Annotated in this window: 16 protein-coding genes; 6 read left to right on the top strand and 10 right to left on the bottom strand. The window is 62.2% G+C overall.

Going from position 1 to position 12,056, the window contains the following annotated elements:
• The first annotated feature begins 96 nt into the window (after positions 1-96).
• The 4 genes from OHD62_RS31975 to OHD62_RS31990 all read left to right on the top strand — a co-directional run bounded on the left by OHD62_RS31975 (position 97) and on the right by OHD62_RS31990 (position 2,745).
• Positions 97-273 carry a YegP family protein gene (locus OHD62_RS31975; RefSeq protein ID WP_127426917.1) on the top strand — a complete coding sequence of 59 codons (177 nt, stop codon included), beginning with the start codon at positions 97-99 and terminating at the stop codon, positions 271-273.
• 360 nt (positions 274-633) lie between these two features.
• The gene (locus tag OHD62_RS31980) at positions 634-1,296 is read left to right on the top strand and encodes a thermonuclease family protein (protein ID WP_263791273.1); all 663 of its coding nucleotides are present in this window, start codon (positions 634-636) and stop codon (positions 1,294-1,296) included.
• Between the two features lie 10 nt (positions 1,297-1,306).
• Positions 1,307-1,912 carry a BRCT domain-containing protein gene (locus OHD62_RS31985; protein WP_263791275.1) on the top strand — a complete coding sequence of 202 codons (606 nt, stop codon included), beginning with the start codon at positions 1,307-1,309 and terminating at the stop codon, positions 1,910-1,912.
• A 62-nt stretch (positions 1,913-1,974) separates the two neighbouring features.
• The gene (locus OHD62_RS31990) at positions 1,975-2,745 is read left to right on the top strand and encodes a DUF1353 domain-containing protein (protein WP_263791276.1); all 771 of its coding nucleotides are present in this window, start codon (positions 1,975-1,977) and stop codon (positions 2,743-2,745) included.
• Positions 2,746-2,890: 145 nt separating this feature from the next.
• On the opposite strand, the gene OHD62_RS31995 is transcribed toward OHD62_RS31990, so the two are convergent.
• Positions 2,891-5,128 (bottom strand): relaxase/mobilization nuclease domain-containing protein, encoded by a 2,238-nt coding sequence (locus OHD62_RS31995; protein ID WP_263791277.1) that lies wholly within the window; start codon positions 5,126-5,128, stop codon positions 2,891-2,893.
• Positions 5,125-5,505 (bottom strand): MobC family plasmid mobilization relaxosome protein, encoded by a 381-nt coding sequence (locus tag OHD62_RS32000; protein WP_263791279.1) that lies wholly within the window; start codon positions 5,503-5,505, stop codon positions 5,125-5,127. Before OHD62_RS32000 ends, OHD62_RS31995 begins: the two co-directional genes overlap by 4 nt.
• A 519-nt stretch (positions 5,506-6,024) precedes the next feature.
• On the opposite strand from OHD62_RS32000, the gene OHD62_RS32005 reads away from it, so the two are divergent.
• Together OHD62_RS32005 and OHD62_RS32010 are read left to right on the top strand one after the other, a co-directional pair.
• The gene (locus OHD62_RS32005; RefSeq protein ID WP_263791281.1) at positions 6,025-6,705 is read left to right on the top strand and encodes a ParA family protein; all 681 of its coding nucleotides are present in this window, start codon (positions 6,025-6,027) and stop codon (positions 6,703-6,705) included.
• Positions 6,702-7,109 (top strand): hypothetical protein, encoded by a 408-nt coding sequence (locus tag OHD62_RS32010; protein WP_263791282.1) that lies wholly within the window; start codon positions 6,702-6,704, stop codon positions 7,107-7,109. The genes OHD62_RS32005 and OHD62_RS32010 overlap by 4 nt, the downstream gene beginning before the upstream one ends.
• Before the next feature lie 116 nt (positions 7,110-7,225).
• Here the strand turns inward: OHD62_RS32010 and OHD62_RS32015 are convergent, their stop codons facing one another.
• From OHD62_RS32015 to OHD62_RS32050, 8 genes are all read right to left on the bottom strand, one after another.
• A complete protein-coding gene (locus OHD62_RS32015; RefSeq protein ID WP_263791283.1) occupies positions 7,226-7,567 on the bottom strand; it encodes a hypothetical protein in 342 nt (113 codons plus the stop codon).
• A 57-nt stretch (positions 7,568-7,624) separates the two neighbouring features.
• Positions 7,625-7,948: a DUF736 domain-containing protein gene (locus OHD62_RS32020; RefSeq protein ID WP_006205585.1), complete on the bottom strand. Its 324-nt coding sequence runs from the start codon at positions 7,946-7,948 to the stop codon at positions 7,625-7,627.
• Between the two features lie 705 nt (positions 7,949-8,653).
• Complete coding sequence (locus OHD62_RS32025) at positions 8,654-9,187, bottom strand: hypothetical protein (RefSeq protein ID WP_263791302.1); 534 nt, start codon at positions 9,185-9,187, stop codon at positions 8,654-8,656.
• 200 nt (positions 9,188-9,387) lie between these two features.
• On the bottom strand, positions 9,388-9,525 hold the full coding sequence (locus tag OHD62_RS32030; RefSeq protein WP_263791303.1) for a GCN5 family acetyltransferase: 138 nt from the start codon (positions 9,523-9,525) through the stop codon (positions 9,388-9,390).
• Positions 9,526-9,857: 332 nt separating this feature from the next.
• The gene (locus OHD62_RS32035) at positions 9,858-10,139 is read right to left on the bottom strand and encodes a DUF1778 domain-containing protein (protein WP_263791304.1); all 282 of its coding nucleotides are present in this window, start codon (positions 10,137-10,139) and stop codon (positions 9,858-9,860) included.
• A 157-nt stretch (positions 10,140-10,296) separates the two neighbouring features.
• Entirely contained in the window at positions 10,297-10,716 is a 420-nt protein-coding gene (locus tag OHD62_RS32040) for a hypothetical protein (RefSeq protein WP_263791391.1), read from the bottom strand.
• On the bottom strand, positions 10,706-10,966 hold the full coding sequence (locus OHD62_RS32045; protein WP_263791306.1) for a type II toxin-antitoxin system prevent-host-death family antitoxin: 261 nt from the start codon (positions 10,964-10,966) through the stop codon (positions 10,706-10,708). The genes OHD62_RS32040 and OHD62_RS32045 overlap by 11 nt, the downstream gene beginning before the upstream one ends.
• Positions 10,967-11,028: 62 nt before the next feature.
• Complete coding sequence (locus OHD62_RS32050; RefSeq protein ID WP_263791308.1) at positions 11,029-11,967, bottom strand: DUF2493 domain-containing protein; 939 nt, start codon at positions 11,965-11,967, stop codon at positions 11,029-11,031.
• Positions 11,968-12,056 lie beyond the last annotated feature (89 nt).

The following is a 12,056-nucleotide window of genomic DNA, read 5'->3' on the forward strand; positions in this document are numbered from 1 at the left end:
CAACGAGACGCAAAACACCTGTTGGCAGGAGCCAAGGCGATCTTGAAGGCCATCTCGATTCCTGCGAGCTTCTCACTGTCAACGGAGGGCACACCCATGGCACATAAGTTCGAAATCTATAAGGACAAAGCTGGCGAATATCGCGTTCGCTTCAAGTACAACAGCGAGGTGATATTCTCGACCGAGGGCTACTCAAGCAAATCCAGCGCTCAGAACGCCATCGATTCGATTAAGAAAAATGGCCCAAGTGCGCCGGTCGAAGACAATAGCTAATAGCCTTCGACTACCCACAATGCTGCGGCAGTTCCTAAGCTGGAGCATATTGGCTTCGGAACGAGCCTCGGCTCGGCACTAGCACCTGTTGCGCTAGGGCAAGTGAAGCCGTGATCTTCTAAGGTAATCCTCAGCAAATAGGCTTCACTAGACCTCTGCTCCATTTAGGAGCATTCTCCCGCTGGGGGAGAGGGTGTGGATAGGTCTCGTTACGACAATCGGACTCAGTGGCGCAAACGCACTGGCGCCCGGCGCTCGCGCGCTGCGCGTTGGGCAAGTGTCCCGCGACGGTTGATCTTCGTCACCGCTGCTGCAGTCGGTGCCTTAGCCGCTCAGACGGTCATGATGCATAGTGACCGCTTGCTCGACCTGACCCCTTCGAACTGGATCGAGCCAAAGCCCGCCCCCATGACCGGCGTGGCGTCCGTCATTGACGGTGACACGATTGAGATCTACGGCCAGCGCATTCGGTTCAACGGGGTCGATGCGCCAGAGAGCAAGCAATATTGCGACGACGCCAAGGGCTTCGAGTATCCATGCGGTCGGCGATCCGCCGAAGCGCTGGATAGCTTCCTCGCGGCCTCTAGACCGGTGGCATGCATCTTTGTGACTTGGGATCGCTATCACCGCTTCGTCGGCGACTGCCGGCGAGCCGACGGCGCCAGCGTGGCGGCGTGGATGGTAGAGCATGGCCAGGCGCTCGATTGGCCGCGCTACAGCAACGGCGCCTACGCGCCGCAGCAGGCCAAGGCCAAGGCGGCGAGGCTTGGTCTATGGGTTGGCAAGTTCGAAGCGCCTTGGGACTGGCGCACATCGCATGGAGACGGGGCTCCGCCGTCGAGCCAGCCGCTCGGCATCATCAGTCGCAAGCTGGTCGCCCAAAGCGGCCTTTCGTGCGAGCCCCGGCGGTACTGCTCGCAAATCAGCTCCTGCGAAGACGCTCAATGGTACCTGCACAACTGTGCGTGGGGCCGCAAGCTGGATAGGGATGGTGACGGGGTAGCGTGCGAAACGCTTTGCTAGGGAGGGGTCCATGGATGACAAGTTTTACAACCGCGTCGGCGGCGATCGTATTTCTTCGCGGCAGATCGATGAGTTGATTGGGTTAGCGCGCGGCCTCGCTGCAGACGGAAGTATCAACAAGGCGGAAGTCGAGTTCCTGCAAAAGTGGCTGGCCGCCAATGTCGAGATTAGCGATCAGCCGATCGTCCGGACCTTGTACCGACGGGTCAATGAAATCCTTGCGGACGGCGTGCTCGATGCCGATGAACACACCGAACTTCTAGATACATTGAACAGCTTCTCGAACCGAGATTTCGAACTCGGGGAAGTGTTGAAGCCGACCACCCTGCCCCTGTGCAATCCGCCTCCGCATTTGACCTTTGAAGGTCGATCGTACTGTTTCACCGGGACGTTCAATTATGGCCAGCGAAAATACTGCGAGCTGGCCATAGCGGATCGTGGCGGCCGCGCCGGCAGTTTGACGCAAAAGACCGACGTGCTCGTGATCGGTGCCTACGCCACTGAGTCTTGGAAGCACTCATCGTTTGGCGACAAGATTTTCAAAGCGACCGCCTGGCGCGACGAGGGGTTGCCAATCTCGATTGTCGCCGAGAGCCATTGGGTCGGTTTTCTCTGACTTCGTCCGTTCGTTTGGCAGCGTCTCGTACCATCAGCACCCTATTCGACCGAGGTGGAACGATGCGACACAATGCGTTCAGCGATCAGATCCGCCTGTCTCGGCGATTTGCATGTCGCTTCATTACGAGCGTGATCGCGCTCGCAGTTGCAACGGCAGCTGGGTGCAGCTCCATAGACTACCAGAAGCTCACCACCGGTGAGATATCCGGCAGCTTGTTCGTCATGTGGGTCGGCGAAGGCAACAGTTCCGGCGACGGGAATTTCCTGTTCGTACCCGACCCTCACGACCCCTTAATCTTCCATCGGGCCGATCCGACGGCTCCAGGTAGTAAGATCAAGCCGGGCCTCATGTACACGGACGGCGGCTCAATCCCGAAAATCGCGCAGGTCTTTAAGGGGCTCTCACCTTGGGGCTACGCTCCGGCCTACATGATCCACGACTGGATCTTCATCGCGCATCACTGCATCGTCGACGGCAGCACCGAGAAGAGGTTCGACCAAGTCCGTGGCGTCGAGTTCGACGACTCCGCAGCGATCCTCGGCGAGGCAATCAAGGCGTTGATCGCGACGCGCCAGGTCGCGCCAAACGATGTTGCACCCAGCGCCATCACTGCAGCCGTGGGAAGCGCAATCGCCAAGAACCTTTGGGACGAGAAAGGAGCCTGTAAGTCGTTACAGGTCAGCGCGAAAGATATTGCTTCAGCAGAGGCGGCGATACCGGGCACGACATCCAAAGCTCAAAATCTGAGGACCTTCCAAATACCAGAAACCGTCGCACCGGCGGTCCGAGCAGCGAGGCCTGCGAAGATCATAGCACGCCTGTCCTTCTGATCTTGAGCGTCGAGCCAACCCATGGCGGACCGGCGTGCGGTGACCGACCGTCGAAAGGCGCATTGCTGCCATCTAGACTGATCATTCTGTGACGAATGCGCCGTTTCGATAGACCGCCGCACGAGGACGCTGGGGTGGCCCTTGCTCAGCGCTCGTAATCGTTATCGTTTGAGCGCTGGGTCTTACGGTCCTGCTCTTCCGACTGCCGCGCCTTCTGTTTGTTGGCGTCCTTCTGCTTGGCACTCACCTTCTCCTGATCGGTGCCTGTGCGCGGCTCAACCGGCTGGCGGGGATCGTCCCGCGTTGGGAGGTCTCGCTCTCGCGCCTCGCGCTCGGGGATTGGCTCCTCACCGCCACCACCACGACGCTGCTGCTGCCGCTCGACCTGCAGCCGCGCTAGACGGTCGTGCATCTTGTCGTTCATCTCTTCACGATACTGTTCGAACTGTCCCTGATGCGCCGGCGGCAGCGTCTCGCGCATGTTGTCCAGAGCCTGATTGACGCGGGCCATCTGACGCCGCATTTCCAAGGGGGTTTGCGCCATGTTCAAATCTCCTATCAGTGCATTCAATTCTCTCATACCGGGATGGGACAGGAAAGACTTCTGCCCCGATTGATCAGCTCCGCGATCCGCGGTACCTGGCTGCCCCTCCCCTGTCCGATCGCGACGGAACCGCAGCAAATTGTTGCCGATCGACTCCGCTGCCGTGAGAGCCTGACCGACTATGCCCGCGGTCCGCATCGTCGTCACAGTCTTATGCCAAGCGCCAGCGATTGCATCGCCGTTCACGACGAGGGATTGCACATCTAAACGACGTTGCCGCTTGGCCTCCACTCGCTCGATCGTCCTGGCGCTGACCTGGTAGCGCGGATCGCTCTGGGCGCGGCTATAGGCTCCAGCATGCTCCTTCGTGAATGGCCGCGTCATCGCATGATCCATGCGCCGCGTCGCCACCATCGCAATGCCGTTCTCGCGTGCTTTTTCCGCAAATGCCTCGCGCCAGGCTGCGAGATCCGGCTTGTAGAATTTCAGGCGCTCACCGTCGGCTGACCGTGCCTGCACCATCGCGTGAATATGGACGTGCTTGGTGTCGTTGTGATGCGCCAGGACGAACTTGTATCCCGGCGCTCGTTCCTCGAGCACGGCGCGTGCCGCGGCCATGACGGCCTTGGCATCGGTCCCGGCCCTTGCAGAGAAAAGCAGGTGATAGGCATTGCGGCGTTCACGCCCCGAAAACTGCGGGCGCCATTGTTCGTAGACCGAAGCCGCCGCCTTGGAGGGGTTCCTCGCGCCCCGAATTGGCTCGCCGTTCGCAGTGCGGACGACTTTGTTTGTACGGATGAACTTTTGCAAAAAGTATTTCGCTTTGGGTTCACGGCTGACGGCCGCCGTTACCTCTGCCTTAGCGGCCACCCCAGCCGCACCCATCGCCTCAGACAAGCGAGCCTCGATCTTGTCGAGCGCCTTGCTGCGCGAGCTATCTCGACCACCGGCAAGCACCTTGGCAAGCGGTCCGGCCCGCTCATCGGTGTGCGCGTATACCTGCACCGTCTGTGCATCCTGTGCATAGATGAACGGTTTTGCACCGAAGGCGTTGTTCAGCGCCTCGCTCAAGGCGGCATCGGTAATCTCGCCGGCGAGCTCGAAACGAACCTCCAGAAAATTGGTGTTTTCCAGGGGTGGTTCGAACGTCTCGCAAAACGTTTCCAGGAACGCCTTTCGTGCGCCACCTGTCGCAAGGACCTGCCCGTCCTCGTCAAAAATCTCGATGTCGTGTTTCTCGCCTTTTTCGTCCTCGCGCTTGCCGATGTAATTGAGCAGCCGAGCAGCGGCATCCCTGGTCGACGGAGGATTGGGCATGACCTTGAACACGGCAGGCTGCGCGCCCGCCGCATAGCCTGCCCGTGCCGCGACGGCCCGCGCCTGATAGCCCGCCCGCGCCGCTCGTCGCGTAGCGCCAGAGCGGTCAGGGCCACGGCCGCCGCCGCCGCGCCGCTTCCAGTCTTCCTCCTCCTCTTCCGGCCGGAAACCGGCGAGCGTGGCGCCATAGACCAGGATCGGCGCGCTAGTGGCCTTGTGCGAGCTCGCAGCAGCAGTGGACTTCGGCGCCCCGCTGGAGACGGAGCTCCCCGCCACTCCTCTCCCTCCCGGCGACGAACGAGGGGCGTTCCTGCCCCCACCTGGGGTCGCGCCGGCCTGTCCTTGCCCGAGGCGCCCGCCGCCACCAGTCACCTCATGACTTTTCATCGCCTGGAGTTCGCCAGCCCCGCGTCGGGCGCTCGTCGCCGAGTTGTCGTCGTCCAGCTCCTCACGGTTTATGCCGGCCCCACCCCGCAGGTAGCGTTCGATTTCGGCCGCGTAGCCAGCAAGACGACCGCTCATGGCCTGGCCTCCCTCGCCTTGCGAGACCCGACGGTCATCGTTTTCAGTTCATCGCGAAACCGCCGCACGAGGTCGCCCACCGCGAGCAGCGCCTGCTCAAGGTCCTCATCATGGGAAACACGGCCGTCGTTCATGGCGCGCACGGCCTGATTGAAATTGATGCCGACGCGCCGCAGCTGATCGGTCATGTCCACGATCGCCGGCCGCAACGCCTCTGATGCGACAGGCAGATGCCCGACCTCTGCCCGCACGAGACGCCGGACGACCTCGCTGACGGTGACGCCCTCCCGCTCCGCAATGGCTTTGAGGTTGGCCAGCTCGTCAGCCGAAAACCGGATGTGCGTCACCTCGCCGTAGCGTCGCGACGCGCTCTTCACCGCTGCTCTCTGGGCGTCTGCATCCATCTCTCAAGCCCGCTTGCGGGCGCTAAAGGCCCGCCAGGGCCGTGCCGCCTATTTTGTGTGTATCACAAAATAGGCTATCCTGCCAATACAAGAGGAGGAACGAAAACTATGGGTGCGCGTCTTCTCACAGCCCAGTGCGGCAGCAGCGCGGGCGAAATGTTCCCATCGTGATTTGATGCGATGTGTCTATGATGCGTTGGCGACTTGTTTCCATGTTAACATGGAAACATCGGCCCTCTGATGGGCAGCCGGAAAACCGTAGTCGAAAAATGCGCAGTCGATGGGCCACCGGACCCCCTTTTTGCTGAAGATAGAAGCTGCGCAAAAACTGCCTCTTTAGCGAGCCCTTATCGATGCGCGCCTGGGTTGCCAAACCAGTCTTCCCCGTCGACAATGTCACCATGTTGCGACCGTGATTTCGTTTCATGCGTCCATGATGACTTGTTTCCATGTTGACATCGAAACAAGGAGACAACGCCGGAAGGAGGCCCCATGATCATCTCCGCTGCGATCCCAAAGGGCGGCACTGGCAAATCGACGATGCTGCGCGCCCTCGCATCCGTCGCGCTGCATCGGGGCTATTCGGTCACTCTTATCGATGGCGACCGGCGGCAGAACATGAACCGCTGGTTCCAGATGCTGGGCGAAGCTGGCAATCGTCCTGACAGGCTCACGATGGTGAGCGCGATGACGCCGCAGGAAATCCTTCGCGCGGCAGCCACTCACAACGGGGAACGCTCGGTCGTCTTGATCGATACGGAAGGCACCACAAACGATAACCTCATGGCCGGGCTCTTCGCCGCCGACATTGTCGTCGTGCCGGTCTATTTTGCCCTCGACGATGTGACCGCCGCTATCCAGATCACCGACCACTACATTCCGCTGGCGGTCGAGAGCCGGGGTAGACCGCTGCCTGCGATATTCGTGCTGACCAAGCAGACCATCATCGATGGCAGGGCGCGAGCCCTGACCGAACTGCGCGCCATCATCCAGGCCAACGGCACGCCGATTGCTGAACACGTCCTGCACAATCGCGTTGCCTACCGCGACCTTCAGACCGGGCAGACCCTTTACAGCCCCGAGGTGCCTGACGCGAAGGCGGTTGCCGAGAGCGAAGGGGTCTTTGACGACCTTCTGCAAACCTTCATCGAAGCCACAAGGAACGCGGCATGAGTGAAGAAACCGCACCGAAACCCGGTGACGACAAGAAAGCCCGCATGATGAAGGCGATCTCCACGCAGCCGCCGGCGCTGCCCAGCATGTTCATCCCACCGAAGGCCGGGCCGTCAGGGATCAAGGAGCAAGCTGCGCCACCGATGCAGGAGCCGACAAAGCCGTCCCCGGCAGTCGGGCCTGATTTCCGCAAGCTGCTGCGGCAGGGTCAGAAAAAGGACCCCATCGCCGGAAAGAAGATTCGCGAGGAGGAGATGATCCGCTGTGGCTACTATTTGACGGCTGCGGAGCAGCGGCAGTTCAAGTTGCTGGCGATCAGCAATGGGCACAGCATGACCGAACTGCTGCGAAAGGCTGTCCAGGACTATATCCGCATTCATAAGCACAAACTGCCAAAGGAATAGTCGGCGGTTTGGAGTCGCTGTCACTTGCTGTAGCGGTTGATGTTCGCGGCTCTTTGCGACGCGCAAAAAAAGGGCCCGCGACGGTGTGTTCCGTCGCGGGCCCTGAGACGTGTTGCCTACTTGGGTTGGTTGAGGTTTTTCAGCACCTGGCCGAAGATTGTGTCTCGCATTGGACGCCCGCTGGCTGCCGCTTTGTCGTCGGCCAGCTTTGCGGCCAGTCTGGGCGACAGCGGCATGAAGTCGTAGCCGTGTGAGATGGCTGCGCGGTGAAGATCCTCAAGCGTTTCGAACGCGCGATCGTGGGTGCCGAGCCAAAGACCGGGCTCGTCGGTTTCTTCGTGCGGGAACGCTTGCAGGAAGTAGGTTCGAAGTGGCGGATCGTAGCCGATGACAGCGTCTGGGTCCGAGCGGTCCTGTCCGGTGACGGTGCCAGTGACAGTGATGGTGTAGCGGCTCATTGCAACCTCCTTTTGCCGGTGGGGAGCCGGCCCCTTGCGGGGCCGGCCACCGATGCCTCACTGGGGGTTGTTCCAGAGGATGACCTTCTTGTTTTCCTCGCCGCCTGGGGCGGGAGCGAGATTGCCGAAGATGACGCCGATCTCGGGGGCCTCCAGCTTGACCGAGAGGTACTCCTCGCCCGAACGCTGCGAGATGCGGTGCCAGCCGGCTCCGATCTCGAAGCCCGTGCGCTTGTTGACGATCCGGTAGTCAGGGGCGTCCTCGCGCGACTTGTTGGTGTTCGGGATGAGGGTGATCGGGGCGTTGACCCGGAGAGTGGCAAAGACGCCTTCCATCGAGCCGTCGGCCTTGGTGGTGAGGTTTGCGATCGTGGTGGCCATGGTAGTTCTCCTTCGGTTGCATCGGGACCATTCCCGATGGCGCCAAAGGAGAGGGCCGTCCTGCTGCGGTCATCTCGGCGAAAATTCTGGAAAATTCTATTTGCCGAAAAATAGCGGGCAGGCCCTTCGCCTGCCCGCAGACAAAAACAGAAATCGAATTTTCCTGAATATTCGCCGAGTGTACCCCCAACGGGGGTTGACCGCACAAAGCAGGCGGTCGTCTACAAAGGCGACATGAAACGGGAATGGCCCCGGATGCGACCGAAGGAAAAGAACTCAGGCCGCCATCGCCAGACCGCCGACGCAACGCTGCCGGATCGCAGGAACATGCTGCAGCCTCTCGGGTCAAATCGTCGGCATTGCCAACACATCGAACAGCAGCCCGGCGCGTGACCGCCTTGCGTGTTCGGTATGGCGGCATAGCGATTTCGAGATCGGGGCCAGCTGGCAGCGGCCTTCACGCCCCTCGGGGATGGTACCGCGCAGTCAGGCTGGATGACCCGGCAAGCCAAGATGTGTTCGGCACGCTTGCACCCGCTTCAGAGGCGAGAAAAGATGATCATCCGCACAAAGCCCTGCGGCTCTGCGCGTGGACCGGTTTCGAAAGGGGCCGGCTCCGTCCGCACACACAAGTGGATTAGGCGGCGAGGAGCCGGATCAACATATCGGATTGAACCCGCCGGGCTGTCGGCGGGACCGCATCCATCATCCTGGCAACGCCAGACGCTCGTCCGGCGTCATGCGGGCTTCGGCTTGGCGTCGAATGTCCGGACCGGCATGGCGGAGCATGGCGCACCAGTCCTCCACATTGTACGTCGTCGCCATCCGGCCCCTGGCCAGATCGTAAATGACGCAGGGCTTGTTCGCGATGGCGAGCCGAAGCACGTTGACGGCCGTACCGGGTGATGCGCCGTCCCAGACCATCATGCCAAAGTCGGCGCGCCGCGCCATCTCCCGGTCCTTGGCGGCGTCGACCCAGTATCCTGTGGCGCCCTCAGGAGAAGGAACATGGTAGGCGGCCCAGTCGCCCAGATTGTTGTGGGGTTCCTTGCCGGCATGGAAGACCCCGACATGCTCGTACTTGTAGCCGGCGAGCAGGCCCTGCGCCTCGGCATCGGCTCCCGACGCGTCGCCAACCAGCACGCCGTGCTCGGCAGCAACGATTGCGCCGATGCGAGCGATGGCAGGTTCCGGCAGCTCGAATATCTCGCGTGATCCACCTATGAATATCATCGACATCGTGACTTTCCCTTCTCTCCAGCGTCCCCCGCCCCGCGCCGGCCGCCCTCTCCCCCTGATCCTGCGCGAGGGATCGTCGCCCGAAGGCCGAGACGGCGAAGCCGGCTCGGGGAGCGGCGGGACGCCGCGACGACAGCCCGGCCGGCCGCAGGCCGGCGCGCCCGGACCCCGCCGCCGCCGGAGGCGTTACGCGCGTGCAGTTAGCGGCCTTTGTCGGCCAGCCAGAGGCTCACGTCCTGGATCGAGCGCATGAGCACCCACGGATTGTCTCGCGCGGGAATCAAGCCCCAGCTCTGCCAGTAGCGGTCGGCCTCGGCGTCGATCGCCCGCACCACCAACGCGCGGCCGCCGACGAAGCGGCGCCGGCGACGCAGAGCGTCCTGGACCAGGCCGCTGCCGACGCCTTACCCAGCATGGTGGTGGACGGCGAGTTATCCGATCAACAGTGTCGGATCGGGCCGTCGGTCGGTGCGGATGGCGCGCGGTGCGCTGTTTGGCTGGATTACGCCCGGAGCGAGGTCGTAATAGCCGACGACTGTTCCCTCGTCGTGAACGATCAGGACGCGGGTGAACCCGCGGACCTGGTTCGTTCGCGCGAAGCCGGCCAGCCGCAATAGAAGCTGTCGAGGCGGTGCGCCTCGTCAAGGTGTTCGATGCCTGAAAGCGCCACCTAGCGGTCCCAGGGCGGGGATCGGCGCAGCCGCTCGGCCGCCTTCGGCGGCGACGCAGCGGCGGGGGATGAGATCGCCTGCATGAAGGCGTCATAGGCTTGCGGGGACACGCGGATGACGGTTTCGTTGAGGATGGCAGCCTGGGCCTCGTGGAGTGCTGCGCGCCGCATGAACTCCGTGCGCGACAGGCCGAGCAGCTCGGCGCCGCGGTCGATGATGGTGAGATCATCCTCGCGAAACCGCATCGAGACGGATATCTTCCTTTCTGCGGCGGCGGCCATGGTGTGTTCCTGTGCTGGAATGGACATACGTCGATGCGATGCAGCATGACACTGGATTTGTGTGACGCCATTCCTGTTCCTGGGACCGGCGTACAGGCATGCGGAAACCGCGGACTGATCCGATCCGAGGTATGCTCCCTGCCGCGAAAAGAGAACGTCAATCCAGACGGCTGACGCGGCGGCCCTCGCTGCGCGCTTCGATAAAGGCGCCTGCGATCTTCATCATGAATGCCTTGCTGAAACGACCGAGGGGCTTACCGTCGGATTCGATGTACCAGGAGCGTTCGGCAATATCGTAGTTGTATTCGTCAACCACGATCCAGCAGCGTTTGAGATCGGCCAGACCGGCGCGGCGACACTCGATAGCGGAAACTTCCAAACCGACCCGATCGCTGGTCGGTGGCTGGGTGGTTATCGCCAGGAGCGCGAGATGAGTCAGGCCATCTCTTGCGCCGCGGACAGCGATGACCACGCAGGTCGGTCGGCTCTTGCGGCCTTCCGTTTCGCCGCGCTCGTGTTGCCATGCCCAAAGATATGGGTAGGAGATCACCTGACCAGGCAGAAATCTACCGCTCATCATCGTATCCTTCCCCGCGCGCCAATCGGTCAATCTCGGCGGCGAAGAGTTCCGTGTGTTCCTCCGGCATCTCGGAGACATGGTATGCGCGGCGGGGATCGCCGCCGACGCGCATCCGTTCGTAGTGCTCGTAGCTCATCAGCACGAACCGGGGTTTCCGGTGCTTGGTGAGAATAACGGGTTCGCGGCTGGCAACGTCGGTGACGTCGCCAACCTGCTTGTTGAGATCCCCCGTCGTGAACTGGCGCATGGCTGGACTCCTTGATCATCTCCATATTATCTGGATTTTCTGGATTTGCAAGAAAACGGCGCTCACGCGCCGCCCTCCACGAACCGCCAGACGGGAATGCCCAGCCGACGCGCCTTGTCGGCAAGGTTATCGGTGATGCCGGAGCCGGGAAAGACGATCAGGCCGTAGGGCACCACGGAGAGAAGCTGGTCGTTGCGGCGGAACGGAGCCGCCTTGGCGTGCCGGGTCCAGTCAGGCTTGAAGGCGATCTGGGTGACCTTGCGGTTCTCGGCCCAGCAGGCGGCGATACGCTCAGCGCCGCGCGGGCTGCCGCCGTGGAGCAGAACCATGTCGGGATGTTTTTCGCGGGCCTTGTCGAGCGCGTCCCAGATCCGGTCGTGATCGTTGCAGTCGAGGCCGCCGGCGAAGGCGATCTTGGTCCCGGCTGGAACGAGCACCTCGGTTTCGGCGTGGCGACGGGCGGCGAGGAAGTCGCGGGAGTCGATTACCGCAGCGGTCATCGCCTGGTGGCTTACCTTGGAGCCGGTGCGCGGTCGCCATGCCGATCCGGTTTGTGCCTCGTAGAGATCGGCGGCCTGATCGCGCATGATTTCGAGCACGTTGCGGCGCTCGATATAGCTGATGCCTTCCGCGGTCAGCCGCTCCAGCTCGACGGACTTCACCTCCGAGCCGTCCTGCTCATGCTGGCTTGAGCGCTGGGCTTCCTCGTTGCGGTCGAGGCTGCGGGCGACGCGCTCGGCGGCACGGTGGAAGACGTTTGCGAAGGACCAGAGCAGGTCGTCGAGATCGGGTTCGAGCCTGGTGTCGCCGAGCATGCCGGCGAAGGTTTCCACGATCCCGGCCAGGCCAGCCCGGATCACTTCGTCGTCGGGAAGTGGCCGAGGATCAGGTTCGTCCTGATGCGGGCGGTGGCCGTACATCTGAAGTTCGAGGATGACGCGGTCGGTCGGCGAGGAGGCGTGGTACGGCTCGTAGGCGTCGAGAGGAAGATCGTAGGTCATGGCGTGTCTCCGTCGGTTGTGGCCGCGCCTATCGCGGCCTGACAGCGCATCCCGGCCGCGCCCCGGGCGCGGCCGCACCGAAGGCCGGA

The sequence above is a fragment of the Mesorhizobium sp. YC-39 genome (assembly GCF_025753795.1).
In the GTDB taxonomy this organism is placed as follows: domain Bacteria; phylum Pseudomonadota; class Alphaproteobacteria; order Rhizobiales; family Rhizobiaceae; genus Mesorhizobium.

What these genes read in the sequence shown, in the direction of transcription:
- OHD62_RS31975 (WP_127426917.1), top strand. Translation starts at nt 97, where the DNA reads ATGGCACATAAGTTCGAAATCTATAAGGACAAAGCTGGCGAATATCGC.
- OHD62_RS31985 (WP_263791275.1), top strand. Translation starts at nt 1,307, where the DNA reads ATGGATGACAAGTTTTACAACCGCGTCGGCGGCGATCGTATTTCTTCG.
- OHD62_RS31990 (WP_263791276.1), top strand. Translation starts at nt 1,975, where the DNA reads ATGCGACACAATGCGTTCAGCGATCAGATCCGCCTGTCTCGGCGATTT.
- OHD62_RS31995 (WP_263791277.1), bottom strand. Translation starts at nt 5,128, where the DNA reads ATGAGCGGTCGTCTTGCTGGCTACGCGGCCGAAATCGAACGCTACCTG.
- OHD62_RS32005 (WP_263791281.1), top strand. Translation starts at nt 6,025, where the DNA reads ATGATCATCTCCGCTGCGATCCCAAAGGGCGGCACTGGCAAATCGACG.
- OHD62_RS32010 (WP_263791282.1), top strand. Translation starts at nt 6,702, where the DNA reads ATGAGTGAAGAAACCGCACCGAAACCCGGTGACGACAAGAAAGCCCGC.
- OHD62_RS32015 (WP_263791283.1), bottom strand. Translation starts at nt 7,567, where the DNA reads ATGAGCCGCTACACCATCACTGTCACTGGCACCGTCACCGGACAGGAC.
- OHD62_RS32020 (WP_006205585.1), bottom strand. Translation starts at nt 7,948, where the DNA reads ATGGCCACCACGATCGCAAACCTCACCACCAAGGCCGACGGCTCGATG.
- OHD62_RS32025 (WP_263791302.1), bottom strand. Translation starts at nt 9,187, where the DNA reads ATGTCGATGATATTCATAGGTGGATCACGCGAGATATTCGAGCTGCCG.
- OHD62_RS32035 (WP_263791304.1), bottom strand. Translation starts at nt 10,139, where the DNA reads ATGGCCGCCGCCGCAGAAAGGAAGATATCCGTCTCGATGCGGTTTCGC.
- OHD62_RS32040 (WP_263791391.1), bottom strand. Translation starts at nt 10,716, where the DNA reads ATGAGCGGTAGATTTCTGCCTGGTCAGGTGATCTCCTACCCATATCTT.
- OHD62_RS32045 (WP_263791306.1), bottom strand. Translation starts at nt 10,966, where the DNA reads ATGCGCCAGTTCACGACGGGGGATCTCAACAAGCAGGTTGGCGACGTC.
- OHD62_RS32050 (WP_263791308.1), bottom strand. Translation starts at nt 11,967, where the DNA reads ATGACCTACGATCTTCCTCTCGACGCCTACGAGCCGTACCACGCCTCC.